The following is a 26,261-nucleotide window of genomic DNA, read 5'->3' on the forward strand; positions in this document are numbered from 1 at the left end:
AAAGTATGGCAAAGAAAAACGACGTGATTGAAGTCGAAGCTACTGTTGTTGAAACATTGCCTAATGCACAGTTTCAAGTTCAGTTAGAAAACGGAGTTACTATTCTTGCTCACGTTTCTGGTAAAATCCGAATGAACTACATCCGCATTTTACCGGGGGATAAAGTAACAGTCGAAATTAGTCCGTATGATTTAACACGTGGGCGCATCACATTTAGACATAAATAATACCCAACAGGAGGTAATAAAGATGAAGGTTAGAGCATCTGTAAAACCAATGTGTGATAAATGCAGAGTAATTAGAAGAAAAGGGAAAGTAATGGTAATCTGTGAAAACCCTAAACATAAGCAAAGACAAGGTTAATTTAGGAGGAACTATTAATGGCTCGTATAGCAGGTGTCGATATCCCACGTGATAAACGTGTGGTTGTTTCTTTAACTTACGTATATGGTATTGGTCTTACTACATCTAAAAAGATCTTAGCTGCTGCTAATGTATCTGAAGATGTTAGAGTTAAAGACTTAACAGAAGAAGAAGAAACTAGAATTAGAAAAGAAGTAGAAAAGATTAAAGTTGAAGGTGATCTTCGTAGAGAAACACAGTTAAACATTAAGAGATTAATGGAAATTGGTAGCTACAGAGGTATCCGTCATAGAAAAGGTCTTCCAGTAAGAGGTCAGAAGACTAAGACTAACGCAAGAACTCGTAAAGGTAAAGCGCGTCCAATCGCTGGTAAGAAGAAATAATTTAGGAGGAAAGCTCAATGGCAAAAGCAACAAAGAACACACGTGGTAAAAGACGTGTTAAGAAAAATATCGCTAAAGGTATTGCTCATGTTCATTCAACATTCAACAATACAATTGTAACTATTGCTGATGAAAATGGTAATGCTGTCACTTGGTCTAGTGCTGGTGCATTAGGATTCAAGGGATCAAGAAAATCAACTCCATATGCTGCTCAGATGGCTGCTGAAGCTGCTGCAAAAGCTGCTATGGATCATGGAATGAAACAGGTTGAAGTAAACGTTAAGGGTCCTGGACCTGGACGTGAATCTGCAGTTAGAGCTTTATCTGCTGCTGGACTTGAAGTAACAGCAATCACTGATGTTACTCCTATCCCACATAACGGATGCCGTCCACCAAAACGTCCTCGTGGATAATCATAAGAAGGTTAAATCACATTCATAATTATCTCTAAGAGGAGGAACAAAATGCAGAAATTTGAAAAAGCAAACTTCAACGTTGAAACTTATGATGAAGACAACAACTACGGTAAGTTTGTCATCGAACCTTTAGAAAGAGGTTTCGGTACAACAATCGGAAATGCATTAAGAAGAATCTTACTTTCTTCTATGCCTGGTTCTGCAGTCTTCGCTATCAAGATTGATGGTGCAATTCATGAGTTCTCAGCAGTTGACGGTGTCGTAGAAGATGTTACATCAATTATCTTGGCCATCAAGAAGTTAGTATTCGATATCGATACTGATGAAGATGTGACAATGGTCGTTGACGTGACTGGACCAGCAACTGTTACTGGTGCAGACATTCAGTGTCCATCAGAAGTCAAAATGGTTTCAAATGATTTAGTTATCGCTCACGTAGCTGAAGGTCATCGTTTATACATGGAAATGTATGCACATAAAGATCGTGGTTACCAGAGTGCTGACCAGAACAAGAAGTATGTGAATACAATTGGTGTAATCCCAACTGATTCCATCTTCTCACCTGTAGTCAATGTCTCTTATAAGACAGAACCAACTAGAGTTGGTCAGTCTGCTAAATATGACCAGTTAACAATGGAAATTACTACTGATGGTTCAATTAAACCTCATGAAGTACTTGCGTTAGCTGCAAAAATCTTAGTTGAACACTTGAACATGTTTGTTGAATTAACTGATGAAGCCATGAATATGGAAGTCATGAGTGAAGTTCAGCAGGATACTGGAAACAAAGTACTTGATATGACAATTGAAGAATTAGACTTATCTGTTCGTTCTTACAACTGTTTAAAACGTGCTGGAATCCAGACTGTTCAGGAATTAGCTTCTAAAACTGAAGATGACATGATCAAGGTTAGAAATCTTGGTAAGAAGTCATTGAAAGAAGTAAAAGAAAAGTTATTAGAATTAGGTTTAGGCTTCAAGCCTGTAGACTAATTAAGAATTTGGAAGGAGCTCTATAATGGCAAATAATAGAAAATTAGGACGTGTGTCTTCTCATAGAAAAGCTATGTTACGTAACCTAGCTACTGATGTCATTATGCATGGTAAGATTGAAACAACTGATACAAGAGCTAAAGAAGTTCGTAAAGTTGTTGAAGAATTAATCACTTTAGGTAAACGTGGTGACTTACATGCAAGAAGACAGGCTGCTGCTGTACTTCAGGATGTTGTTGATCCTAAAACTGGAAAAACTGCTTTACAGAAGTTATTTGATGAAGTAGCACCTAAATATGCTGATAGAAATGGTGGTTACACTAAAGTCTTAAAGACTTACAACCGTAAAGGTGACAATGCCACTATGGCAATCATCACATTATTATAGAAAAAGGCGAGCTATGCTCGCTTTTTTTATTCTATTTGAGGGATTTCCTTGCGGAAGTAATCCATATCTGCTGTATTTTAATGATCATGAAATAAAAAGCAGAATAGAAAGACGTTCTTTTTGTATTTTGAAAATATTTTATAATGACATTTACAAAATACGTTTATTTAATTGTTAATTCATGTTAATGACGTTAAAATGACATTAATTATACTTGTTTATCACGATATAATTCGTTATTGTGGTTCATGTAAACACAGGAGGAATTAACTATGTTATTAAATAAATTACAGAATAGATTACCAGAAATCTCAGCAGTGGTAGCTGAAGAAAAGGGAATTGATCAGTTAGCAGTACGCTATGAAAAAGGAGAAAGCTTATCAGCTTCTTTCTTAAGAGCATTACATGCATTCTTCAATAGTGTACCATCAGTTGCTGATGTGATCTCTGAAGATGAAGAAATGCCAACAGATCAGCTTATTGCTGGATTGAAAAAAGGAAACTTTAGCTTTAGATAAAAACAGCCGAAAGGCTGTTTTTTTCATATCATGTACATCTATGTAACCCTTTGCATTTACACTGTAATGTTATTATAATGAAATGCGAGGTGAATGTCATGATACTTAATAAGATAGAGAAAACACATCTTTCAGAAAGTGAGTCGGTCATTATGCGCTATATTCTTACTTTAGGAGAAGATGTTGCTAATAAGACAACTCAGGATATTGCCAAGGCGACGTTCACAAGTGCACCGCTGTGTGTAAGAATTGCGAAGAAGCTCGGTTATGAGGGCTGGAATGATTTTAAGAAAGCTTTCGTAGAAGAGCTGCAGTATATGTATGCGACAAAGGATGTGGATGCCTCCATTCCTTTTGTGGTTAATGATGACTTAATGACCATTGCTAATAGTATATTGAGACTTGAAGAAGAAACAATTAGCGATACGAAAGCCTTGCTTTCTCACGATGATCTTGCAAAGGCTGTCTCATTACTAAGAAAGGCGGAAGTCATTGATATTTATTCAAAATCAAGCTATGTCTATTTGGCTCAAGGATTTATGCAGAAGCTATATAGTATTCATAAGATGGTCAATGTAGATGCGAATATCGGTAATCCGATACTCCAGGCGGCAATGGGAGATGAGACACATGTGGCCATTGTTATTTCTTATTCTGGAGAAACACCTATTACTTTGAATGCGGCCTTTAAGGCACAATCAAAGGGGACACCGATCATTGCGATTACAAGTATTTCTCAATCCACATTGTCTAAGATGGCGGATGTTTCATTAAGAATCAGCTCTCAGGAAATGCTGAACACTAATATTGGACAATTTGCCAGCAGCCAGTCGATTGCCTGCATTCTTGATATTCTATATGCAGCGATATTCTCATTTGATTATGATAAGAATCTAGAAAGAAAAATAGATGTCGGTAAAGAAGTAGATGATGGTTATTCTGAATATGAATATATCAGCAAGGTGGATGATTGACATAGAGTCTTGAATAACATAAAATGAAGAACATTAGGGGGAATTCTCATGCTTCATGTAGAAAATTTATGTTTTGAGTATGATGAAGGATTAAAAACCATCGATCATATTTCATTTCATGTCGAAAAAGGCTCATATACGACAATCCTTGGTCATAATGGATCAGGGAAGAGCACCATTGCAAAATTGGTTATCGGTCTACTTGCAGCTAGTCAAGGACATATAGAAGTAGGCGGTATACCATTAAGTGTAGAGACACTAAATGATGTAAGAAAACAGATAGGCATCGTATTCCAGAACCCAGACAATCAGTTTATCGGATCCACCGTCCGAGATGATATCGCTTTTGGGTTAGAAAATCTTTGTGTGCCTCATGATGAAATGGAAGGCATTATTCAAGAGTATGCCAAAAAAGTTAATATGCTTGATTTCTTGGATCATGAACCAACAAAACTTTCCGGAGGACAAAAACAGCGTGTTGCTATTGCGGGTATTTTAGCAATGAACCCACATCTTATTATTTTAGATGAAGCAACCAGCATGCTTGATCCTAAGGGAAGAAAAGAAATCAATGAACTTGTACGCTCATTGAATCAAAAGAATCATATGACCATTCTTTCTATCACCCATGATATAGAAGAAGCTGCTAAAAGTGATCATGTCATCTTATTAGAAAAAGGACATATCATAGATGAAGGTGCACCAGAAAAGGTGTTGTCCGACACTAAGCGCATCAGAGATTTGGGATTAGATGTTCCATTTGCTTATCAGGTATCTGAAGAGCTAATTAAAAGAGGAATATCGGTAGAAAAGACACTTGATACAGAAAAGTTGGTGAAAGCACTATGTCAATTACATTCAAAAATGTAGAATACATCTACGGAGAAGAAACACCAATTGCTTATCAAGCACTAAAGGGTGTCAATCTTCATGTTGAAAAAGGATCATTCACAGCCCTGATTGGTCATACAGGAAGCGGTAAATCCACTCTCATTCAACATATCAATGCCTTATTGATTCCAAGCTCAGGAAAAGTCACAATCGAAGACTTTGAAATCACGCATACCAAAAAGCCACAGCTATTAAAGCCATTGCGCAAGAAAGCAGGACTGGTTTTCCAGTTCCCAGAATATCAGCTTTTTGAAGAAACAATAGAAAAAGATATTACCTTCGGACCACGTAACTTCGGTGTATCTGAAGAAGAGGCCAAACAAAAGGCAAGAGAGTGCCTTTTGCGCGTTGGCCTCGATGAATCCTATCTCGAACGTTCACCATTTGAACTTTCCGGAGGACAAAAGCGTCGTGTCGCTATTGCCGGAATTTTGGCAATGGATCCAGATATCCTGGTATTAGATGAGCCTACGGCTGGTCTTGATCCTCAAGGGGCAAAGGATATGCTTGATCTGTTTAAGGATTTTCAAAAGTCGGGGAAGACAGTGATTATGGTATCTCATGATATGAATCATGTGTTGAAATATTGTGATCATGTAATTGTGATGAACAAGGGACAAGTTGAAAAGCATTGTCGTGTAGAGGATCTCTTTAAGGAAAGAGATTATCTTCAACAATTAAGCATTGATTTGCCATTGATGACAGATTTTATTGATAAACTTAATAAGAACGGTTTCCATATTGATCATGCGATTAACAATATGGATGATCTTATTAAAGAAATAGGAGGTGAACTCCATGAATGATATTATTTTTGGACAGTATCTTCCTGGCAATTCAATAATGCATCGTCTTGATCCAAGATTAAAGATTGTAGGATTATTGGTATTGCTTATTACCATTTTCTTTGATGCAGGATTTTTAGGATATGGTATTCTTGCCTTATTGGCCATTGGTATTGTTGCTTGTTCATCAATTCCATTAAAAAGAATCATGAAAGCCATGAAGCCAATATTTTTTATGATATTGTTCTTGGCAGTCTTTAACTTATTATTAATACAGACAGGATATGTGATCTTCAGATTCTGGATCTTTAAGATCTATTCAGGAGCAGTAACGCAGACTGTCTACATTATTATCAGATTGATTCTTATTATCATGTTAACTACTACCCTTACTGCTACAACCAAGCCATTGGATCTGACTTTAGGATTGGAACATCTTATGAAGCCTCTTCATAAGATTGGCTTTCCGACTCATGAAGTCGCTATGATGATTTCTATTGCCTTACGTTTTATTCCTACATTATTGGAAGAAACACAGCGTATCATGAAAGCACAGGCTTCCCGTGGTGTGGATTTTCAGGAAGGGTCACTTAAAGATAAGATTGGGGCAATCATTTCCTTGATTATCCCGTTGTTTATTTCTGCTTTTCAAAGAGCAGAAGATCTTGCAAATGCAATGGAGAGCCGTAACTATATTCCTGGCGCATTGCGTACAAGATATCATCAATTAAGTTGGAAAGGAAGAGATACCATTGCAGCTCTTATTCTTTGTGCTGTTTCAATGGGAATCTTTGCGTTAAGTCTTTTATGACAAGAATTAAATGTATAGTGGCTTATGATGGGACACTCTTTCATGGATGGCAGATTCAAGTTAAAGAACGCAGCGTTCAGGAAGAGATTCAGAAGGCACTTAAAAAAATTACAGGTGAAGACATCATCATCCATTCTTCAGGAAGAACGGATGCTGGTGTCCACGCTGAAAACCAAGTTTTTCATTTTGATACCAACAAGAACATCAATGAGAAACAATGGGCAAGAGCATTGAATCATTTCTTGCCAGATGATATTTACATTAAAGATAGTGAAGCAGTCAGTGATGATTTTCATTCACGTTATAGTGTAAAGAAAAAAGAATATCATTATCGTTTGTCAACGAATACATATTCGCCCTTCGATCGTCATACGATCTACCAGTATCCTTATGGCAAGCTGGACTTAGAAATCATGAGAGAAGCAGCTAAGATCTTTATTGGAGAACATGATTTTGCATCTTATTGTGTCTATGATGAATATGGAAATACCATCAGAACACTTTATGATTTCACCATTGAAGAAAAAGATGGCTTCTTTACTTTTAAACTAATTGGTAGTGGCTTTAGAAGATATATGGTCAGACATATTGTCGGTGGTGTCATTCAGGTAGGTGCTCATCGTCGCAGCATTGCTTATCTTAAGGAGCTTCTTGATTCTAAGGGAGAAAAGAAATGCTTATTTAAAGCTGAACCAGAAGGATTATATTTGATGCATGTTCATTATGAAGAAGAGTAACATCTTCTTTTTTTATTTTATGGTGTTATAATGAGAAAGATGTGAAATGGGGAGGAAAACGATGAAGAAAATTATTATTGCCTTTATTGTCCTATGTTTAGCAGGGGCAATTGGCTATGGAGTAAATGAATACAATATCTATTCATCAACGACAATGAAGAAGAAGGAGGTTGTACTATATGAGCAGGATGTTCTTCATGTCGATGGTGGAAAAGAGAAAGTGAATGTAAAAGTAGGAAATCCTAGCTTACTTGATGTGAATGTCAATAAACATGCGATTAAGCTGGTAGCTAAAAAGAAAGGGAAAACTGATCTTAAGGTAAAGTGTGGCTATAAGAACTTTAATGTGAAAGTAGATGTCAGACCATATCAGATTTCTCATAAGGATTTAACTTTATTTGTAGGACAGAGCTATAAGGATCCAGGTGATTTTGGTGGCAAGGTGCCTAACTATCAGGTTAAGGATTATGCGACTTCAAAGAATGGAATGATTACTGCTACAAAAGTTGGAAAGACTAGTTATAAAGCTACAATTGGCAATACGATGTTTAAAGGTAATCTTACAGTAAAGCCAATGAACTTTATGTCTGAAGGATTAACTATCTATGATAATACTGATCATTATAATCTTTACAGTAAAAATAGTGATAAGCGTATTAATCCTGCAAGTATTACAAAGGTACTTTCAGTTTATACTTACTTGAAGACAATCAAGAGCCTTGATGAAAAGGTGAAAGTGAAACAAAGTGATATTGATCAATGTTATAGCTGTGGAGGAGCGTATATCTCAGGATTTAAAGCTAATGAAACAGTCACATATCGTGATTTGATTTATTCAGCATTGCTTGTATCAGGAGGAGAAGCAATCTTTGGATTAGAACGTCTTTGCTTTAAGAATAAAGAAGCAATGCGTAATGCGATGAACAAGTATGCGAAAGAAGCAGGAATGAACCATTCGCATTTTGAAAATCCAGTTGGAATGAGTAATCCTAGTCATTATATGACAGGTAATGATATTGTGAAGATGATGAAGTTTGTATTGAAAGATCATACTTTCAAGAAAATGTTCTTTACGAAGAGCTATCAGACTACAAATAAGAAGCATACTTTTAAGTCTCCTTCATCTGGATATGGAAAATTAGCTAAAGGTGCGAAGACAGGATATACAGTAGCAGCGAAGATGTGTATCGTTGTTTGTAGTCAATATAAAGGTCATACATTCTTTATTGCTCAGACGGGGGCAAACAATAAAATTGACAGATTTAATGATATAAAGAAGGCTCATCAAATCATTACGAATTTATAATTGTTTTTTTGATTTACCAATTGACAATTGATTGAACTTGTTTATAATATAGGTTGTCTCTTTGAGGGGCGAATGCGCCTTTAAGAGTTTGATTTGTTTGTTTATTTGAGTGATTGGTCATCTTATCAAACCAATCGTAAGCTTTGATAAACTCATTAAAAAAAGACCCCGGTAAGGTTAAATTTTAAGGAGATACGAAAATGAGACAAACAACTATGGCTAATAAAGCCACAATCGAACACAAATGGTATGTTGTTGATGCTACTGATATGGTATTAGGTCGTTTAGCATCACAGGTTGCCACTGTATTAAGAGGAAAACATAAACCTACTTACACTCCTCATGTAGATACAGGGGATTATGTAATCATCGTTAATGCAGACAAAGTAAGAATGACTGGTAATAAACTTGCTAATGAAAAGTATTACCATCACACTGGATGGCTTGGCGGACTTAAAGTGAAAACTGCTAAGGAATTCTTAGAAAAAGATCCTACAGGATTTGTTGAACATGCAGTAAAAGGTATGTTACCACACAACACTTTAGGTAGAGCACAAGGTATGAAATTATTTGTATATGCTGGTCCTGATCATCCACATGCAGCTCAGAAACCAGAAGAATTGAAAGTTAAAGGGTAAGGAGGACGAGTAAATGGCAAATGTACAATACAGAGGAACAGGACGTAGAAAAACTTCAGTAGCACGTGTTATCTTAACACCAGGTACTGGAAACGTTACTATCGATGGAAGAGATGCTAAAGAATATCTAATGTCAGATATTCTTGTTCAGATCGTCAACCAACCTTTAGAATTAACTGGAACAAAAGACAAATTTGACGTAACTGTAAATGTATACGGTGGAGGATACGCTGGTCAGGCTGGTGCAATCCGTCACGGTATCGCAAGAGCTTTATGTGAAGCTGGAGATTATAGACCAACTTTAAAAGCAGCTGGTTTATTAACTCGTGATGCTCGTAAGAAAGAACGTAAGAAATACGGTCTTAAGAAAGCAAGACGTGCTCCACAGTTCTCTAAACGTTAATCTATTGCTGAGGAGAGCAATGATGAAAACCCCATTTTGGGGTTTTTTTTATTGCTCATTTAATTTAAGCGTTAAACTTTATTTAAGTTTCAGATGTTATTATATTAAAAAGCTAATTTGACCATTTTTTTACTTTTCAATCATAAATTATTGATTTTTTCATGATTTGATAGTATATTTTTGAATTGGCTATGCATATATAGAAACGATAATAGAAAGTAAAGGGAAATTATTAATGAGTAAAGGAAAAACGGATGTACAAACGTTTATGTCTTCGCCCGGCAGGGAGGAGTCATTTTTAAATGAAGGAACACTCACTCGTTTTTATAAGGGAGAAGATCGTTCCGATACATCTTTTGATTTAGATTTAAAATCGATTACATGGGATTATGATTTACTTACCGGGTTACCATGTATGAAAAAATTCTTGGATCTTGTATCAACTGATTTTCAGCAATATGAGAATTATGTATTCCTCTATTTCAATCTCACTAATTTTAAATTATTTAATGCGAAATACGGAATGGAAGCAGGTGACCAGCTCCTAATTGAGATTGCCAATATCTTGAAGAATGTCTTCAAGGATGATTGTTTGTCTCGTTTCTCAGATGACCATTTTGCAGTTTTTACAAAAGATCATGAGCTAGAAACAAAAATAAAACGTGCTTATCAGCTGATTAGACATCAGCCTTTTGCTAATGGGATAGATGTCAAGATAGGTGTCTATAAAGTAAAAGAAAGAAATGTCAATCCACAGACAGCATGTGATATGGCCAAGATTGCCTGCGACAGCATGCGTACTAAAAATGATCGTTATTTTGAATACTATAAGCCAGAACTTCTAAGAAGAATGGAACTTGCAGATTATATCATTACCCATATTGATGAAGCAGTTGCCAATGACTACATTAAAGTGTACTATCAGCCAGTTATTCGAACACTTAATCGTACTTTGTGTGGAATGGAAGCACTCGCTAGATGGATTGATCCAGTCAAGGGGTTCATGAGTCCTGGTGATTTTATTCCTGTATTAGAAGAAAATCACTTGATTCATAAGTTGGATCGTCATATTGCCAAGCTTATCTGTCAGAACTATTCTAAAAGAGTTGCTAATGGTGAACCAATCATGCCAGTCTCATTCAACTTATCGCGTTTAGATTTCTTATCATGCGATATGTTTGAAGTACTAGAAAAGTATGTCAAGGAATATAAAGTTCCTAGAGATATGATTCATATTGAAATCACGGAAAGTGTATTTGTGGAAGATGGACTTATCATTGGTGATGTCATAAGACGCTTCCATAATGCTGGATATCAGGTATGGATGGATGACTTTGGAAGTGGCTTTTCTTCACTTAATGTATTAAAAGATTACAATTTTGATGAATTAAAGATCGACATGGTTTTCCTTTCACATTTTAACAATCGCTCAAAAGAGATTGTTAAATCAACAGTTGGCATGGCAAAAAACATTGGAATCCAGTCACTAGCTGAAGGGGTTGAAACGGAAGAACAGTTGGCGTTCTTAAGAGAAATCGGCTGTGAGAAAGCACAGGGATATCTTTTCAGTAAGCCATCCCCCTATATGGATGCCTTGAATGCCTGCATCTCAAAAGGTATTCAAGTAGAAACCCGTGTAAGAAAAGAGTTCTTTGATGCACTTAACAAAGTTGACTTTATGACCGATTCAGCTTTTGCGATTATCGAAGATGACGGAGAAAAGGTAGAGTTCCTTTTTGCCAATAAAGACTTTGTATGTGCCTTAAAAGAGAATGATATCTTTACAAAAGAACAGGCATCAGCCATAGTCAATTCACCACATTTACCGGTTGCTAAACTATATAGAAGATTTATTAAGACAGTCATTCGTACAAGACAGCCAGAAGTTGTCAGCATTCCATTAAAGAAGGCTATTGTACAATTAGAAGTTACATGTCTTTCTCAATGTCAGGGACATTATCTTCATCATGTTCGCATGTCTGATCGCTGTATTGAAAAGAGCATTAAAGTACAGCGCAGCATGAATATGATGCTTAGAAATATTTATTATCTTTATGATGAAATCATGATCTATGATCTAAGTGGATCAAATGATTACCTTGATCTTACACCAACATTAGGAAAATATGTTAATCTTGAAAAAGGATTAGAACGTGAAATAGAGCTTTATTGTTTAGAAAAGATCTTCCCTGAAGATCAACAACGTTTTAGAGAATTCGCAGATAAAGAACTGCTGTCAGATTATGTTAAGACAAGTGTTAATGGTGCTAGTGTTGGCTATTTTAGAACAAGGGATGAGAATGGGAATTATCCTTGGAAAATGCATACCATAATTCCTATTCCTCAGGAATGTTCTTATATGCACTGTGTCAATAAGACCGCATTTAAGGATGTTGATTTTGGCAAAGCTATATTAAAAGATTATTATTTCTCCATGCCTAGAATGAAGGAATTAGATCGTCATGTAAAAGAGGATATTATCATCAAATCTGAACTTTGGGATAATATGATCACATACTCTAATACACCATATTTTTGGAAGAATGAAAATCGTGAGTATGAAGGTGTTTCAGATACTTTCCTTGATTATTACAAGCTTAAAGGAAAAGAAGACATCATTGGCAAGAAGGATGAAGATCTTCATTGGTATATCAATGAAGGACAGATAATCAATGAAGAAGAAGATATTCTTAAGAATGGTGTCATAAGACAAGTATCTGTTTGTCAGTCTCATAAAGAAGGATTGCTAAAAGATACAATCATTGTCAAGAAGCCATATTATAAAGATGGTTTTGTGGCAGGACTTATTGGATATATTGTTAACTTTAAAGAAGGAGAAAACGTTGTATCCAATGATCCGATTACGGGACTTCTCAACTATGATGGTATTGTAAAAGCTGCCATCAGCTATGAAGAAGATTATCATATCTACGGAATAGAATTTGCTTGCATCATAATTGAAATCATGGAATATGATCGTATTATTAAAGCCTATGGTAGGAAAGCGGGAACTTCTTTATTACGTAAGGTTGCAGGAATCATCTATGATACAGTAGATGGAAGAGGAACTGTTGGCAGACTGGAAGGTTTTACTTTTAAGGTTATGACAAAGTTCAATAAACGAGAAGAAGTAGAAAAACTTAGTGATAAGATCAAGAAAGCTTTATACGAAATTCATGAAGTAGCTGGATTTAGCTGTACGATCTTCCCGCATATAAAAATTCATTATGCATCGGATATTGATGGAGTAGAGAATCTTTTTTATCAGATGTTATAAGCGTAGGAAAAAGTCCTGCGCTTTTTTTAATTTTTTTAAAATGATAACCGCTGTCATTCTTGTCTTTATCGCATAATATGTTAAAATTTCAACATCTTTTGAAGAGATATGAGGGAATAATATGAAGGGAATTCAATACACTAAATTGTTTAGGTGCATTCTAGGCCTAGAAGAATACAGTGATACGGTATGGCACTATCGTAATCTACAGAATATCAGATTTGCTTTCCCACTGATTCTTCTTGATATAATCTATATATTTAATATACATTATGTCGTAAAAATTCAGACGGGTACAAGTGTTGCCCATAACTGTTATCATTATTTACAATTGTTATTTTATATAGTAGTAGCTATTATGCTTTGTTTTTTTAGAAAGCATCAAAAAAAATATGAGCATGTTATTTCACTATTCATTGACTGCTTTATAGCCATAAGATTAATGTTGAGCTATAGACTTGCGCTTGAAATGGAACCAACATTTTACATGTTGCCGTTCTATATATCTTCATTATGGTGTTTTGCTTTATTGAATATTAAGCCACTTTATACGATTGTGCTTATTGTCGCTATCTATATTAATCTGAAGTTCTTTAATAATGATAATATGCATGTTTTGTTCTTTATTAAATCACGTTTTATCATTGCTTCACTTGTCATTATTTCTTTTGCGAAATATCATAATTTCTTGTATACGTCTCGTCTTCATGAACAGCTTTACTATCTGTCACGAACTGATGAATTAAGTGGTGTCCAGAATCGTCATGCCTTACAAGAGAACTATCATAAATACACTGGTAAGACGTTGCTTATATTGATGGCGGATATTGATGACTTCAAGTCAATCAATGATACATATGGACATGTCCGTGGTGATGGTGTGATTAGGGATTATGCAGAAGTGATAACGGATGTCTTTAAGAAGGGAGACTGTTATCGCTTTGGTGGAGATGAATTCCTGATTATTATTGAATATGAAGAAACACTTACTCATCTTCTTACTGAATATGCTACGAAGACTAAACAGCTTCGCATAGCGCATACCAATATCGCTCCACATTTTTCTTTAGGTTATGTCTGTGGGTTATGTGAAGTGTTAGAAGACGTGCAAAGAATGATTATTAAGGCGGATGAACGTCTTTATCAGGCAAAGAAAGAAGGAAAAGATAAAATCATAGGAGATTTTATCTAATCCTTCTTTTTTATTGACTTTTACAAATAAAAATGAAGTAAACTTTAAATTATTAAGATTTTCTTAAGAAAAACACTATTATTTTCTTAAGAAATGTGATAAAGTATACGTAGTTCAAATTTTAAGTATCAAACGAAAGAGGGATATTATGAATAAGATGAAGAAAACTTTAGCTGCAGTTGCTTTAGTATGTGCTATGGTAACTGGATTATTTGTAGGACCCAGCTTAATGGCAGATGCTGCTACAAATGAAAAGCTTACATATAATGCATTAATGGCACATAAATTTACAACTTCTCAGGCAACAGGAATTATGGCTAATATTTATCATGAATCTCGCTTTAATCCTAAAGCTGGAGGTACGTTCTACGGATTAGTTCAGTGGGGCGGTGCTAGAAAGTCAAGTTTAAGAAGATATTGTTCAAAACATGGTCTTAATTCTTCTTCAATTGTTGGACAGGTTTCTTACCTTGTTCATGAATTAAAGACAGTTGAACATTCTGCTTATTCTAAAGTAAAGAAGACAGCTAACTCAGCTGCTGGATCATATAAATCAGGTTATAACTTCTCATATTATTATGAAAGACCAGCCAACAAGGCAGCTACTTCTCGTAGAAGAGGATCAACTGCTAAGAATAAGTTCTGGTCAAAATATAAAGGTAAGAAATCTGTATCAGTTAATGTTGCGGAATCTGTAAAGACAAAGGCAACTAAGAAAACATATACTGCTGGTACTTACAAGGTTAATAATTCTATCTTAAATGTAAGACGTAAACCTACTGTTTCAAGCAAGAAGATGGGTGTTCTTAGAAGAGGACAGAAAATCCAGGTTAGAACTGTTAAGAATGGTAAATGGGGTATGTTTACTTATAAAGGTAAGACATGCTATGTAAGCTTGAAGCTTGCTAAAAGAGTATAATGAGAATCATCGTACGATGATTCTTTTTTTATGCTACAATAAAAACAAGGAGGCATTTTCATGAAAGAGATTGTGGTTGGACTTTTGGCACATGTTGATGCAGGCAAGACGACATTGTCAGAAAGTCTTTTATATAAAAGCGGTACAATTAGAACACAGGGGAGAGTCGATCATGAATCGACTTTCCTTGATTATGACCAACAGGAGAGAAAAAGAGGGATTACGATCTTTTCTAAGCTTTCCTCTTTAATTTTTAATAATACGAAGATGACATTTATTGATACACCGGGCCATGTCGATTTCAGTGGTGAAATGGAAAGAGCATTGTCCATTTTGGATTATGCTATTGTGATCATCAGCGGCAGTGAAGGTGTACAATCGCATACTAAGACAATATGGAAACTATTGGAACACTATCATGTTCCAGCATTCTTTTTTGTTAATAAGATGGATATGTCCCATTATAGTGAAGAAGAGCTTCTTTCTTCTTTGCATACTTTATCTGATCATATTGTGAAACTAGATAATCATGAAGAAGTCGCAATGTGCAGTGAATCACTTTTAGATAGCTATCTTGAAAAAGGGAAGCTAAGCGATGAAGAGATCACGTCTGCCATTGCTTCACGAGAGGTTTTCCCGGTGCTATTTGGTAGTGCTCTTAAAAATGAAAAGACTGTGGCACTTCTAGAAATGATTGACCAGTATACTAAGAGTCCTTCTTATAAAGATAATCTTAGCGGGATTGTCTATAAGGTCTCACATGATGAAAGTGGAAAACGTCTTGTTCATATCAGATTGACTGGTGGAAGTCTTAAGCCTAAAGATGAGATTAATGGGGAAAAGATCAATCAGGTGAGAATCTATCAGGGTGCCAATTATACTTTATCTAAGGACTCTCATGCAGGAGAAGTTGTCACATTGACTGGTATTAAGAATCTTGAAGCAGGTGATGTCTTTGGGGATGAAAGAGCACAAAGTCATTTCTTAAAACCTTATCTTCTTTATGATATTGATCTTCCTGAAGGAGAGGATCAAAGAAGAATGCTTAAGCATCTGACGATGCTTAAGGAGGAGGAACCTCTTCTTCATATGAAGATATATACTGATCATGTACAGGTTTCTTTAATGGGAGATGTACAGATTGAAATATTAAAGGATATCATGAAGGAACGTTTTCATGAAGATATTACTATTGGAAATAAGAAGGTTGCCTATAAGGAAACGATTACTAGGGCAGTAGAAGGGGTAGGTCATTTTGAACCTTTACGTCATTATGCAGAAGTGCATCTTTATCTTGAACCATTAAATCAAGGGGAAGGATTGCAGTTTGTCAATAATTGTCAGAATAATCTTCCTGAGCATTATCAGCGTCTGATTATGACACATCTTCAAGAAAAAGAGCATCTTGGGGTATTGAGTGGTTCACCTATTACGGATATGCGTATTACTCTCCTTGGTGGTAAAGCCCATGATAAGCATACGGAAGGAGGAGACTTTAGGGAAGCGACTTACAGAGCGGTAAGACAGGGACTGAAGTCTACTACTTCCATCTTGCTTGAACCTTATGGTCATTATACTTTGGTGATTCCATCAATGCATTTATCAAAAGCTTTCTATGATTTTGAAAACTATGATACACCTCGTATTGAATATGATGATGGTACGATCGCAATATTAAAAGGGGAAGCACCTTTGAGATTCCTTTCTGATTATCAGTTATCCGTATTGCATTATACGAAAGGTGAAGGTTCACTGATGATTGAAGAGGTTGTCTATTCTGAAGTTAAAGAAGACGTTGAAACTGATTATGATAGTGAACTTGATAGAGACAATCCTACCGGATCCATCTTCTGTTCTCATGGTGCTGGCTATTATGTGAAATACGACGAAGTAGAAAATAAGATGCATCTCCCTTTCTTCTCATTAAAGAAAGAGAATACACAAAGCACGCACCGTGCGATGACTGTTAGCGATGAAGAAGTCCGACGCGTCTATGAACAGACGTATGGCAAGCAGGAACGCAAGCTTGCCAAGGACTTCTACGGCGCACCAAAAGAAGCTGAGACATCAGCCATGATGTCAAAAAGAAAAGAAGACTGTCTATTGGTAGATGGATACAATGTCATTTATGCGGATAAGAAGCTGACAGAAATTGCCGATGAAAATTTAGGAGCTGCCAGAGATCATCTTGTAGATGCATTATGTAGCTATCAGGGTTTTAAAAAAGGCGTGCTCATCATTGTCTTTGATGCCTATCAGGTAGAAGGCGGACGTGGCAGCATGGAGCCTTATCATAATGTGTATATTGTCTATACAAAAGAAGCGCAGACAGCTGATGCGTACATAGAAAGTGCCACTAAGAAATTAGCAAGTGAATACAATGTCATTGTGGCAACGAGCGATTATGCCGAACAGAAAATTGTCGTAGGACATGGTGCCACAAGACTATCCGCAAGAGAACTGCTTTTAGAAATGGAAGCTGTAAAAAAAGAAGAACTCTCTACTTTTGAAAGAAAGAATGTGATTGTTCCTAATACGCTTATGGAGGATCTTGATCGATGAATCGTTCACAGTTAAGAGAGATTCTTGATATTCTTCATGAAAAAGTAGGAGTAGAGTTTATTCATTATCATAAAGATGCAGTAATCAATGCGATCACAAAAGAACGTGGCAATGATGATGTGGATGATTATATTGAACAGCTAAAGATCAATGATAATCTTGTTAATAGACTAGCTTCAAAGATCTTAGTAGGTGTCACAAGATTCTTTAGAAATCCTCAATTCTTTGAAACTCTTAAACAATATATTCCTCACAAGGGGTTCCTCAGATTCTGGGTGGTGGGGTGCGCAACGGGCGAAGAAGCTTATTCATTAGCCATCATCCTTGAAGAGCTGGGCTGTAACTACGAAATCATTGCGACAGATGTCAGCATGGATCGTGTTGTACAGGCACATGTTGGTCTTTATGGCGATGGGATTGTAAGTGATATTTCAAAAGAACGTCTTGAGCGGTTCTTTATAAGAACATCAAGAGGCTATCAGGTTAAAGGATTGCGTCATAATATTACTTTTAAAACGCATGAGTTATTTGAAGATGAAGCGATTGAAAATATTGATGTGATATTATGTCGCAATGTGCTTGTCTATTTTGATCATTCTAATTATAGCTACCTCTACGATAAGTTCTATTCTTCATTAAACGATGAAGGATTATTATGTGTTGGACAGATTGAACAGGTAAAGTCGGCGCTTTTTGAAAAAGTTGATGAGTGTATTTATAGAAAAATATAACTATTTATGATAATAAAAAATATAAAAACAGAAAGTTAGAGAAAATATAAAAAATAAGGGGTTCACATATCCGGCATATACGAGTAAAATAAGAAAAAAAGAAGCGGGGGAAAAATATGGCAGAAAGAAGAATCCCAATTACGGGACATACTGAATTGATTACGTTGTTGGCTACACCAATTAGACATTCGATGTCGCCAGCTATGCATAATGCAGCTTTTGATAAGCTCGGAATGGATAAGGTTTATGTGCTATTTGAAGTAGGACAGGAAGGTCTTGAAGATGCAGTTAAAGGTCTTAAGGCGATGGGAGTAAGAGGATATAATCTTTCCATGCCTAATAAGACAGCAATTATTCCTTATCTTGATCATCTTTCACCAGTTAGTCAGTTATGTGATGCAGTCAATACTGTTATTAATGATAATGGTGTATTGACAGGAACTTCTACTGATGGAGAAGGATGGGTACGTGCTGTTGAAGATAAGATTGGTTCAATCAAAGATAAGAAGATTGTCCTTCTTGGTGCTGGTGGTGCCGCAATCGCTATTTTAGCGCAGGCTGCTATTGATGGTGCTAAAGAGATCGCAGTGTTCAATAAGAAAGATGCGTTCTGGGATCGTGCTAAAGAAAAGGTTGAATTGATTAATGAGAAGACTGATTGTCATGTGACTTTGCATGATATTGATGATAAGAAGGATTTAAGAGAAACTATTCGTCATTCTGATATTTTAACAAATGCGACTAGTGTAGGTATGAAGCCTCATGAAGATAGCTGTCTTGTAGAAGAAGATGATCTTCATGAACATCTTCTTGTAATGGATTGTGTCTATAATCCAAAAGAAACATTGCTTTTAAAGCGTGCTAAAAATAAAGGCTGTCAGGTTCAGTCAGGTGTTTATATGATGATTTATCAAGGAGCAGCATCATTTAAATTATGGACTGGAGAAGATATGCCAGTAGAATATGTTAAAGAACAATTAGGTCTATAGAATAAATGAAAGCGGTTGTAAAATAACGGTATCTCCTTTATACTTAAAGTGTCGGAAGTATACAAAAGGAGAGAATGAATATGAAAATAATGTTATGTTGTGCGGCAGGTATGTCGACGAGTCTGCTTGTCACGAAAATGCAGAAAGCCGCTCAGGAAAAAGGATTGGATGCAGAAATTTGGGCTAATCCAGTATCTGAAGCGAAAGATCATCTTGATGTCGATATTATTTTGTTGGGCCCTCAGATCCGTTATGCAGAAAAATCAATTAAGAAACTTGTAGATGGAAAGATTCCTGTACAAAATATTGATATGCGTAGCTACGGTAAGATGGATGGCAAGAAAGTATTGGAAGATGCTTTGGCATTTATGGATTCGTTTTCAGAATAATCACAAATGTGAATAAGATGTATTCAAATAATGATAGAATTTTAGAAAAGAGTGGTAATTACCACTCTTTTTTTGATTGTTAAAAGAAAACGACTGCATTCTAACCTGTGTTATACGGTATACCGTTATAAAATGAGAAATTTTTTAATGAAAAGTATAAAAAATGACTTGTATGAATAATTAGTTGGTATAATAAATATATAAAGAAGGTGATTAGGATGAAACAGAATGAAGATATGAACGAATTAGTAGGGGAAATGGAAGAAAAGAATATTCGTGTGGGTAAGCAGTCAATCAACTATGTACAATTGATTATTTTGTTGACGATTGTAGGACAGATTATCTTTAGTTTTCTTCCTACATTTACTCATAGTGTTCTAGGTCGCGTTGAGCATATCAACTTCATTAATATGAGTGGATTTTTTGCAATGGCGATTGCAGTTCTTGTAGGGATTGCAGTTTATATGAAAAAACGTATTACGTCATTGGCTTTTTCAATCATGAATGGACTTATTGTCTATATCACATGTCTTAATGATATTGATGATTTATCTATCGGTGGATATTTGTTGCTGGTGGATGTTGGCATTATGATTGTCTCTACTTTTGTTTTGTATTGGAAACATCGTTACGAGGATGTGTAATCACATCCTTTTTTGTTTTTTCTTGTAGATGTGTTAAGATGAGTGTACATCTAAAATAAAAGGAGTTGTAATTGTGAAAACAAGATTGAAACAAAAAGGTCTTATAGCCATTATTGCGTTAGTAGTTATATTGGTATTCGCTTCTGTATCTTTCTTTATTCGTTCTGCTCAGATTTCTGGAGAGAAGAAGGCATTACAGGAGATTACAGCTGGATTAAAGACAATTAATAAGAAGTATTCTACTTCAGCGTCTTCTTTATCTCAAAAGCTAGTAAAAGCTAAGGGGAAAGAAGGAGATAGCTACATGAGTGTATTGAAAGCTTATGTTACAATGTTAAATGAAGCCTCTAAGCCAGAAGCTAATCCTGAAATTATTACTGCATCAAAGGTATTTGATGATAAGGTGGCAGATTCTATCAACGGCTATATTTCTGAACCTAATATAGATTATTATTATGCTTATGTGGATATTGATCATAATAAGACAAATGAACTTGTTATTGGTAAAAAGGTAGAGGATGGTATTCAGCCAATTGAAATCTATGGCTTTAATAATGGTAAAGTGACACTGATTGCAGATGAGACACTGCTTGGTGATTATGAAGTAGATTTGAGTGAAATGACTATTTCTAAAGATGGCTATATTACTGTCTATGGTGATTATGGTGATCAGGCTGCTTATCTACAGGTAGGAAAGCTTGATAAGAATGGCTATTCTTTCAAGTCAGAAAAAATGTATATTGTGTCACAATCAGGAAAAGAAAATAATTCTAATGCTGAAGAATTAGAGAAGGTTAGAGAAAAGCATCCTGATAATGTGAAGTACAGCTGGAATCAGTTTGTAAAACCAGGAGCTTCTTCTTTATATAAGGGAGCGTACACTGAACTTATTAAATTGTTTGATAAGGATGAGAACTATAGATCATCATTGGTGAATGTGACATCTAATGAACTTCCTGCATTGTATTTAACAAATAAGAAAGATGGATATAGAGAATATATTAAAAGCTATATGTTTATTTATACTGATCAGGGATTGAAGTCCATCTCTTTTGGTAATGAGAAAGTGAAGTATTATGAAACTGCAGGATATCTTCAGGTTGGCAACAAGTATTACAAGATTGATAGTACGGGATTTGTTTCTATGAAGAAGGAAGATTATCTAAAAGCAGTGAATGATATTAAAGATGAAGTAGATGAAAAGACTATTTCTGATAAAGATATGGATGAAAGTGCAGATACATTAAATGATCTTGCAAACTAAAAAAGGTTGTGATTATCAATCACAATCTTTTCTTTTATTTTTTAAGAGACTTATTGTCTACAAAAAAAGTAAAAAATGTGTATTTTCTTGTTGACGATTGGATGACATAATGCTATTATATGTGAGCAGTCAGCGAGATGGGCCTGTAGCTCAGTTGGTTAGAGCGCACCCCTGATAAGGGTGAGGTCGATGGTTCAAATCCATTCAGGCCCACCATTTTGATTGACTGTTTTATATACATGGGCCTGTAGCTCAGTTGGTTAGAGCGCACCCCTGATAAGGGTGAGGTCGATGGTTCAAATCCATTCAGGCCCACCATGTATAATTTAAAAATGGGGCTTTAGCTCAGCTGGGAGAGCGCCTGCTTTGCACGCAGGAGGTCAGCGGTTCGATCCCGCTAAGCTCCACCATTTGAAATAGTAAACGAATCCTACGGGGTTCGTTTTTTTTATATATTGTGATATGATATGTTAATGAGGTGGGAAGATGGAATTTATGAAGAAGGGTTTGTTTTTCGTTTTAGCTTTAATGATTATGGGCTGTAATGTTCAAAAGAGTGTTTCGCATATTTATTATGTGAAAAAGATGATCTATGAAGCAACACCGGAGGGACTTACTAGCGATGATGCTTTAAATCGTTATGAAGTTGATATTCATTATGATCAGAATGTCATTAAAGAAGAAATGAAACAAGATGTTGAACAGTATTATTTATCATATACAAGACCAGAACTTGTTTCACATTATTTATTAGACTTTGATTTAAATAGTGCTGATATCCATGTTCTATTGGATCATGATGTCATCATGAAATATTCTAAGATTGAGATACATATTGGAAATGAGGTATTCTCTTATCAATATGAAATCAAGAATGATCGTATTATCCAGGCTAGTGGAACGGATGAATTAGGTTCATTTACTCATAAGTATAGTTATGATCATTCTGGTCATCTTACACGTATTGAACGTTTTTATGATCATGGTGAATCTGATGCTATTATGATAGGATGGAAAGATGATAAGGTTGTTAATATGAAAGATGATGAAGATGATGTGACATATACTTATAAGAATGATCATCTTGCAAGCAGTTCTAATCATGTGTCTTATCATTATAAAGATGATCGTCTTGTTTCATTTAAACAAGACGATGATTATGAAGTAAAATATACTTATAAGAATTTAAAAATGAAGCAGGAAGTCTTTAATAATAAGGAATTGCTGGAGACTTATCATTATGAATATAAGAAAATAAAGTAAAGGAAGGAAAAATGTATGAAATGTCCTCATTGTGGGTATGAGAATCCCGATTGGTTAAAGTTTTGTGAGCAGTGTGATCAGCCTTTAGATCTTTCTCCTCGCATCAAGAAGGAAAAGGAAGAGGCTAAGGTGGAAGAAGAAAAGCCAGCACAGCGTTTTAGTTTTGATGATGAAGATTCTACTGAAACAGTTGGAAAAAGAAGCAAGAAGGTTCCTTTAAAAGAGAAGGTTAAAGAAAAGATGCCTCTTAAAAAAGAAGAAGAGGAGGAATCATTAGGGGATCGTTTTATCAATTGGCGTAATAAGATTGTGACAAAGCTTAATGGTGATGATGAAGAAATAGAAGATGAATTTGTAGATGAAGAGGAAATCTATGAAGAAGAACCTATTGAAGAGACACCAGTTGAAGAAATAAAGGAAGTAAAACAGGATACAATCTTAAGACCTTATGGACATGTGTTCTCCTTTGATGATGATACAACAGTTATAAAAGAACCAATTGTAGAAGAGGAAGAAGAGATTCCTTATGAAAGCTTTGAAATTAAGAAGAAGATTGATTTCAAGAGAATCATTATTGCGATTATTGCAGTGTGTGTTGTTTTCGCATTGGTATTCTTTGTAAAATCACAGTTCTCTTCTAAAAGTGATACAAGTACGACTACAAATACGAATACTAATACAACTAATACTGTAAAGAATATTACAGTGAGCAGTGCAACGGCAACTTCGGTATTGAATGATTCTTCAAGCTATAAGGCCAGCAATGCGATTGATGGAGATCCTACTACTGCTTGGAATGAAGGAGTAAGAGGAGATGGTATCGGTGAGTCTATTACTTTTAAGTTTGATGAGAAGACCGATGTCAAGGCTGCAAAAATCTATAATGGTTATTGCAAGAATGAAACAATCTACTATAAGAACAATCGTTTAAAGGAAGTGACTTTCATTTTTGATGATAGCAGTGAAAGTGTAACTCTTGATGATAGCTTCAATGTAGAACAGAAGATTTCATTTGCGAAGACACATCGTACAAAGAAAGTGACAATAAGAATTGAAAGTGTCTATAAGGGCAGAAGCTTTAGAGATACTTGTTTATCGGATGTGTCATTTCAGGGATAAGGAAAGGTGATGGATCAGATGATCAAAAGAATGCCATTGGTGTATAAGCTTGCTTTTGCACTTATGTTTGTGGTTATTGTGATTATCGCGGTATACTTTATAGATCATAAATACCATTATCCTACTTTAGAGTTGAAACGTAATCATCTGATCTTAGAGCTTGGCGATAAGGTTAAACCGTTGGACTATATTAATGTGACAAAGATTGGTTCTGATGATGAAGTTAAGTATGAAAGTGATACAATTGACTTTAAAAGCAAGAAGATATTAGGTGTAGGCAATTATGCGATACATTATCAATGTCGTAAGACTATTGCGGATCTTGAGATAACGATCAAGGATACAAAAGGGCCGGTCATGAAGCTCAAGAAGCCTATTTCCTTATTTGTGAATGAACGTGTAAACTATAATCACAATATTGAAGTATCTGATTACTCTCATTATGAAATGAGAGTTGATGATTCCAAAGTTAAATATGATACACCGGGGACTTATGAAGTTTTAGCAACTGCAGTTGATGATTATCGCAATCAAAGTGAATTGAAGATTCCAGTAACTATCAAGGAAGCAGATTTAACATTGTCAGAGACAAATATCTCTATGGAGATTGGTCAGACAAAGCAGCTTCAGGCCAATACGGAGTCTACAAGTGTCATTACGTATTCTTCTAGTGATGAAAATGTAGCTAAGGTCAGTCGTGATGGGATGATTACGGCAGTAGGTAAAGGAACATGCATTATTAGTGCAAGCGTCAATGGGAAAAGAGTGCAGTGCTATGTCACGGTAACGGATATTTCAGATACGGTTGTGACGCCAACGCCACCAACGGAAAATGAAACAGATGAGCATCAGTAAAAAAGCTGATGCTTTTTTTAGTAATTTCATCATTTTGTCTGTATAGATAAATAGAGATACATGACAAGAAAGGGTGATGAGATGAATTCGGTAGAACTAATTGGTTATATTGCCAATGATTTTGAAGTAAAAGAACTAAAGAATGAAGGACATGTTCTTTCATTGAATGTAGCTGTCCACCATTATCAGCAGACGTCCTTTATTCCAGTGGTAGTATGGAATCGTATTGCGGTGAATATGGGGAAATACTGTCAAAAAGGAGACAAGATTGGGATTGTAGGCTATCTTAAGCAGGATTTTTATACAAGTAAAGATGGCAAGAAGCACAGTCGTATTGTCGTTGTCGCTATTTCGGTAGAATTCTTGACACCTCGTGACGCGGATGATGTCTTTGATGAGGAATGGGAAGAATGCATCGAAGAAAAAAACATTGAAGAATAGTTTGAAATATGGATATGTGTCTCTAATTGGTATGTAAAGGTTTTCATTTTCGTTAAATCTATGTTAAAATATGTGTAACACTTTAGCGAAAGGGAATGATTATGAAAACGTCTTTAGTAATAATGGCTGCCGGGATCGGTTCACGATTTGGTGGCGGCATCAAGCAGCTAGAACCTGTTGGTGCTCATAATGAAATTATCATGGATTTTTCAATCCATGATGCGATTGAAGCAGGATTTAATGATGTCATCTTCATTATCAGAAAAGATATTGAAGAAGCATTCAAAGAAGCAATCGGCAATCGAATTGAAAATATCTGCAAAAATCATGGCGTTACTACTCGCTATGCCTTCCAGGCGCTAGACGCCTTGCCAGAAGGCATCAGCTGTCCGGAAGGACGCAGTAAGCCATGGGGTACTGGTCAGGCAGTACTGGCATGCAAGGATTTGATTGATTGTCCTTTTGTGGTTATCAACGCTGATGATTATTATGGTAAAGAAGCATTTGTGAAGATTCATGATTTCTTGATTTCTGATCACAAGGAAAATGAATATTGTATGGCAGGATTTATTCTTAAGAACACATTAAGTGATAATGGTGGTGTTACAAGAGGAATCTGCCAGGTAGAAAATGGAAAACTTAAGGATGTTGTGGAAACACATGACATCATTAAGACTAAAACAGGTGCCTCTTCACACGGTGCAGATATTGATGTTAATTCACATGTCTCAATGAATATGTGGGGGCTTACTCCAGCGTTTATGGATCTATTAGAAGAAGGATTTAAGTCTTTCTTTAATGCATTGGAAGACCCGCTAAAAGGAGAATATCTGATTCCAGTCTACATTGGAGAATTATTAAGAGATAATAAAGTAACTGTAGAAGTTCTGGAAACAAAGGATAAGTGGTTCGGTGTTACATACAAGGAAGATAAAGAAACTGTTGTAAATAGTTTTAAGCAATTGTATAACAACGGAGTATATAATGAGGACCTATTCAGTGACCTGTAA

29 protein-coding genes and 3 tRNA genes are annotated in these 26,261 nt (G+C 35.6%); all 32 read left to right on the top strand.

Translation table 11 applies throughout. From position 1 onward, the window contains the following. Positions 1-5 precede the first annotated feature (5 nt). The 32 genes from infA (at position 6) to J6L95_RS01165 (ending at position 26,261) form a co-directional block, all read left to right on the top strand. Positions 6-227, top strand: coding sequence for a translation initiation factor IF-1 (gene infA / locus J6L95_RS01010; protein WP_029070253.1), 222 nt, complete (start codon positions 6-8; stop codon positions 225-227). A gap of 22 nt (positions 228-249) precedes the next feature. Continuing rightward, positions 250-363, top strand: coding sequence for a 50S ribosomal protein L36 (rpmJ, locus tag J6L95_RS01015; protein ID WP_029070254.1), 114 nt, complete (start codon positions 250-252; stop codon positions 361-363). Between the two features lie 17 nt (positions 364-380). Further along, the gene (rpsM, locus tag J6L95_RS01020) at positions 381-746 is read left to right on the top strand and encodes a 30S ribosomal protein S13 (RefSeq protein WP_029070255.1); all 366 of its coding nucleotides are present in this window, start codon (positions 381-383) and stop codon (positions 744-746) included. Between the two features lie 17 nt (positions 747-763). Then, the gene (rpsK, locus tag J6L95_RS01025; protein WP_029070256.1) at positions 764-1,159 is read left to right on the top strand and encodes a 30S ribosomal protein S11; all 396 of its coding nucleotides are present in this window, start codon (positions 764-766) and stop codon (positions 1,157-1,159) included. 51 nt (positions 1,160-1,210) lie between these two features. After that, complete coding sequence (locus tag J6L95_RS01030) at positions 1,211-2,155, top strand: DNA-directed RNA polymerase subunit alpha (RefSeq protein ID WP_029070257.1); 945 nt, start codon at positions 1,211-1,213, stop codon at positions 2,153-2,155. A gap of 25 nt (positions 2,156-2,180) precedes the next feature. Beyond that, positions 2,181-2,543, top strand: coding sequence for a 50S ribosomal protein L17 (gene rplQ / locus J6L95_RS01035; protein WP_029070258.1), 363 nt, complete (start codon positions 2,181-2,183; stop codon positions 2,541-2,543). Between the two features lie 272 nt (positions 2,544-2,815). Further along, positions 2,816-3,061: a hypothetical protein gene (locus J6L95_RS01040; protein WP_029070259.1), complete on the top strand. Its 246-nt coding sequence runs from the start codon at positions 2,816-2,818 to the stop codon at positions 3,059-3,061. Positions 3,062-3,159: 98 nt separating this feature from the next. Then, on the top strand, positions 3,160-4,035 hold the full coding sequence (locus J6L95_RS01045; RefSeq protein WP_029070260.1) for a MurR/RpiR family transcriptional regulator: 876 nt from the start codon (positions 3,160-3,162) through the stop codon (positions 4,033-4,035). Positions 4,036-4,083: 48 nt separating this feature from the next. Further along, on the top strand, positions 4,084-4,905 hold the full coding sequence (locus tag J6L95_RS01050) for an energy-coupling factor transporter ATPase (RefSeq protein ID WP_287457760.1): 822 nt from the start codon (positions 4,084-4,086) through the stop codon (positions 4,903-4,905). Next, entirely contained in the window at positions 4,881-5,732 is an 852-nt protein-coding gene (locus tag J6L95_RS01055) for an energy-coupling factor transporter ATPase (RefSeq protein ID WP_287457761.1), read from the top strand. The genes J6L95_RS01050 and J6L95_RS01055 overlap by 25 nt, the downstream gene beginning before the upstream one ends. Beyond that, complete coding sequence (locus tag J6L95_RS01060) at positions 5,725-6,522, top strand: energy-coupling factor transporter transmembrane component T family protein (RefSeq protein WP_287457762.1); 798 nt, start codon at positions 5,725-5,727, stop codon at positions 6,520-6,522. The genes J6L95_RS01055 and J6L95_RS01060 overlap by 8 nt, the downstream gene beginning before the upstream one ends. Then, positions 6,519-7,259 carry a tRNA pseudouridine(38-40) synthase TruA gene (truA, locus tag J6L95_RS01065; RefSeq protein WP_029070264.1) on the top strand — a complete coding sequence of 247 codons (741 nt, stop codon included), beginning with the start codon at positions 6,519-6,521 and terminating at the stop codon, positions 7,257-7,259. Before J6L95_RS01060 ends, truA begins: the two co-directional genes overlap by 4 nt. 61 nt (positions 7,260-7,320) lie before the next feature. Then, positions 7,321-8,565: a D-alanyl-D-alanine carboxypeptidase family protein gene (locus J6L95_RS01070; RefSeq protein ID WP_287457763.1), complete on the top strand. Its 1,245-nt coding sequence runs from the start codon at positions 7,321-7,323 to the stop codon at positions 8,563-8,565. 200 nt (positions 8,566-8,765) lie between these two features. Beyond that, on the top strand, positions 8,766-9,203 hold the full coding sequence (gene rplM, locus J6L95_RS01075; RefSeq protein ID WP_029070266.1) for a 50S ribosomal protein L13: 438 nt from the start codon (positions 8,766-8,768) through the stop codon (positions 9,201-9,203). Between the two features lie 13 nt (positions 9,204-9,216). Beyond that, positions 9,217-9,606 (top strand): 30S ribosomal protein S9, encoded by a 390-nt coding sequence (gene rpsI / locus J6L95_RS01080; protein WP_029070267.1) that lies wholly within the window; start codon positions 9,217-9,219, stop codon positions 9,604-9,606. 235 nt (positions 9,607-9,841) lie between these two features. Then, on the top strand, positions 9,842-12,883 hold the full coding sequence (locus J6L95_RS01085; protein WP_287457765.1) for an EAL domain-containing protein: 3,042 nt from the start codon (positions 9,842-9,844) through the stop codon (positions 12,881-12,883). A 121-nt stretch (positions 12,884-13,004) separates the two neighbouring features. Next, a complete protein-coding gene (locus J6L95_RS01090; protein ID WP_287457766.1) occupies positions 13,005-14,075 on the top strand; it encodes a GGDEF domain-containing protein in 1,071 nt (356 codons plus the stop codon). A gap of 148 nt (positions 14,076-14,223) precedes the next feature. Beyond that, positions 14,224-14,994 (top strand): phage tail tip lysozyme, encoded by a 771-nt coding sequence (locus tag J6L95_RS01095; RefSeq protein WP_287457768.1) that lies wholly within the window; start codon positions 14,224-14,226, stop codon positions 14,992-14,994. 60 nt (positions 14,995-15,054) lie between these two features. Then, positions 15,055-17,556, top strand: a complete 2,502-nt coding sequence (locus J6L95_RS01100; protein ID WP_287457770.1) for an NYN domain-containing protein — start codon at positions 15,055-15,057, stop codon at positions 17,554-17,556. Further along, on the top strand, positions 17,553-18,287 hold the full coding sequence (locus tag J6L95_RS01105; protein WP_287457772.1) for a CheR family methyltransferase: 735 nt from the start codon (positions 17,553-17,555) through the stop codon (positions 18,285-18,287). The genes J6L95_RS01100 and J6L95_RS01105 overlap by 4 nt, the downstream gene beginning before the upstream one ends. 116 nt (positions 18,288-18,403) lie before the next feature. Then, complete coding sequence (locus J6L95_RS01110; protein WP_029072396.1) at positions 18,404-19,276, top strand: shikimate dehydrogenase; 873 nt, start codon at positions 18,404-18,406, stop codon at positions 19,274-19,276. 74 nt (positions 19,277-19,350) lie between these two features. After that, complete coding sequence (locus J6L95_RS01115) at positions 19,351-19,665, top strand: PTS sugar transporter subunit IIB (protein WP_287457773.1); 315 nt, start codon at positions 19,351-19,353, stop codon at positions 19,663-19,665. Positions 19,666-19,883: 218 nt separating this feature from the next. After that, on the top strand, positions 19,884-20,309 hold the full coding sequence (locus tag J6L95_RS01120; RefSeq protein WP_287457775.1) for a hypothetical protein: 426 nt from the start codon (positions 19,884-19,886) through the stop codon (positions 20,307-20,309). 73 nt (positions 20,310-20,382) lie between these two features. Beyond that, entirely contained in the window at positions 20,383-21,573 is a 1,191-nt protein-coding gene (locus J6L95_RS01125; protein WP_287457776.1) for a hypothetical protein, read from the top strand. A gap of 139 nt (positions 21,574-21,712) precedes the next feature. Then, a tRNA-Ile gene (locus J6L95_RS01130) sits at positions 21,713-21,789 on the top strand. A gap of 25 nt (positions 21,790-21,814) precedes the next feature. Continuing rightward, positions 21,815-21,891 (top strand) — tRNA-Ile (locus J6L95_RS01135). Positions 21,892-21,907: 16 nt separating this feature from the next. Further along, a tRNA-Ala gene (locus J6L95_RS01140) sits at positions 21,908-21,983 on the top strand. A gap of 76 nt (positions 21,984-22,059) precedes the next feature. Continuing rightward, complete coding sequence (locus tag J6L95_RS01145) at positions 22,060-22,836, top strand: hypothetical protein (RefSeq protein ID WP_287457778.1); 777 nt, start codon at positions 22,060-22,062, stop codon at positions 22,834-22,836. Positions 22,837-22,851: 15 nt separating this feature from the next. Next, on the top strand, positions 22,852-23,955 hold the full coding sequence (locus J6L95_RS01150; RefSeq protein WP_287457779.1) for an NADase-type glycan-binding domain-containing protein: 1,104 nt from the start codon (positions 22,852-22,854) through the stop codon (positions 23,953-23,955). Positions 23,956-23,973: 18 nt separating this feature from the next. Further along, positions 23,974-24,810, top strand: a complete 837-nt coding sequence (locus J6L95_RS01155) for an Ig-like domain-containing protein (RefSeq protein ID WP_287457781.1) — start codon at positions 23,974-23,976, stop codon at positions 24,808-24,810. A gap of 81 nt (positions 24,811-24,891) precedes the next feature. Next, entirely contained in the window at positions 24,892-25,251 is a 360-nt protein-coding gene (locus tag J6L95_RS01160; RefSeq protein WP_162176431.1) for a single-stranded DNA-binding protein, read from the top strand. Positions 25,252-25,352: 101 nt separating this feature from the next. Then, positions 25,353-26,261: a nucleotidyltransferase family protein gene (locus tag J6L95_RS01165; protein WP_287457783.1), complete on the top strand. Its 909-nt coding sequence runs from the start codon at positions 25,353-25,355 to the stop codon at positions 26,259-26,261.

This window comes from Kandleria sp. (assembly GCF_017934775.1).
Lineage (GTDB): Bacteria > Bacillota_I > Bacilli_A > Erysipelotrichales > Coprobacillaceae > Kandleria > Kandleria vitulina.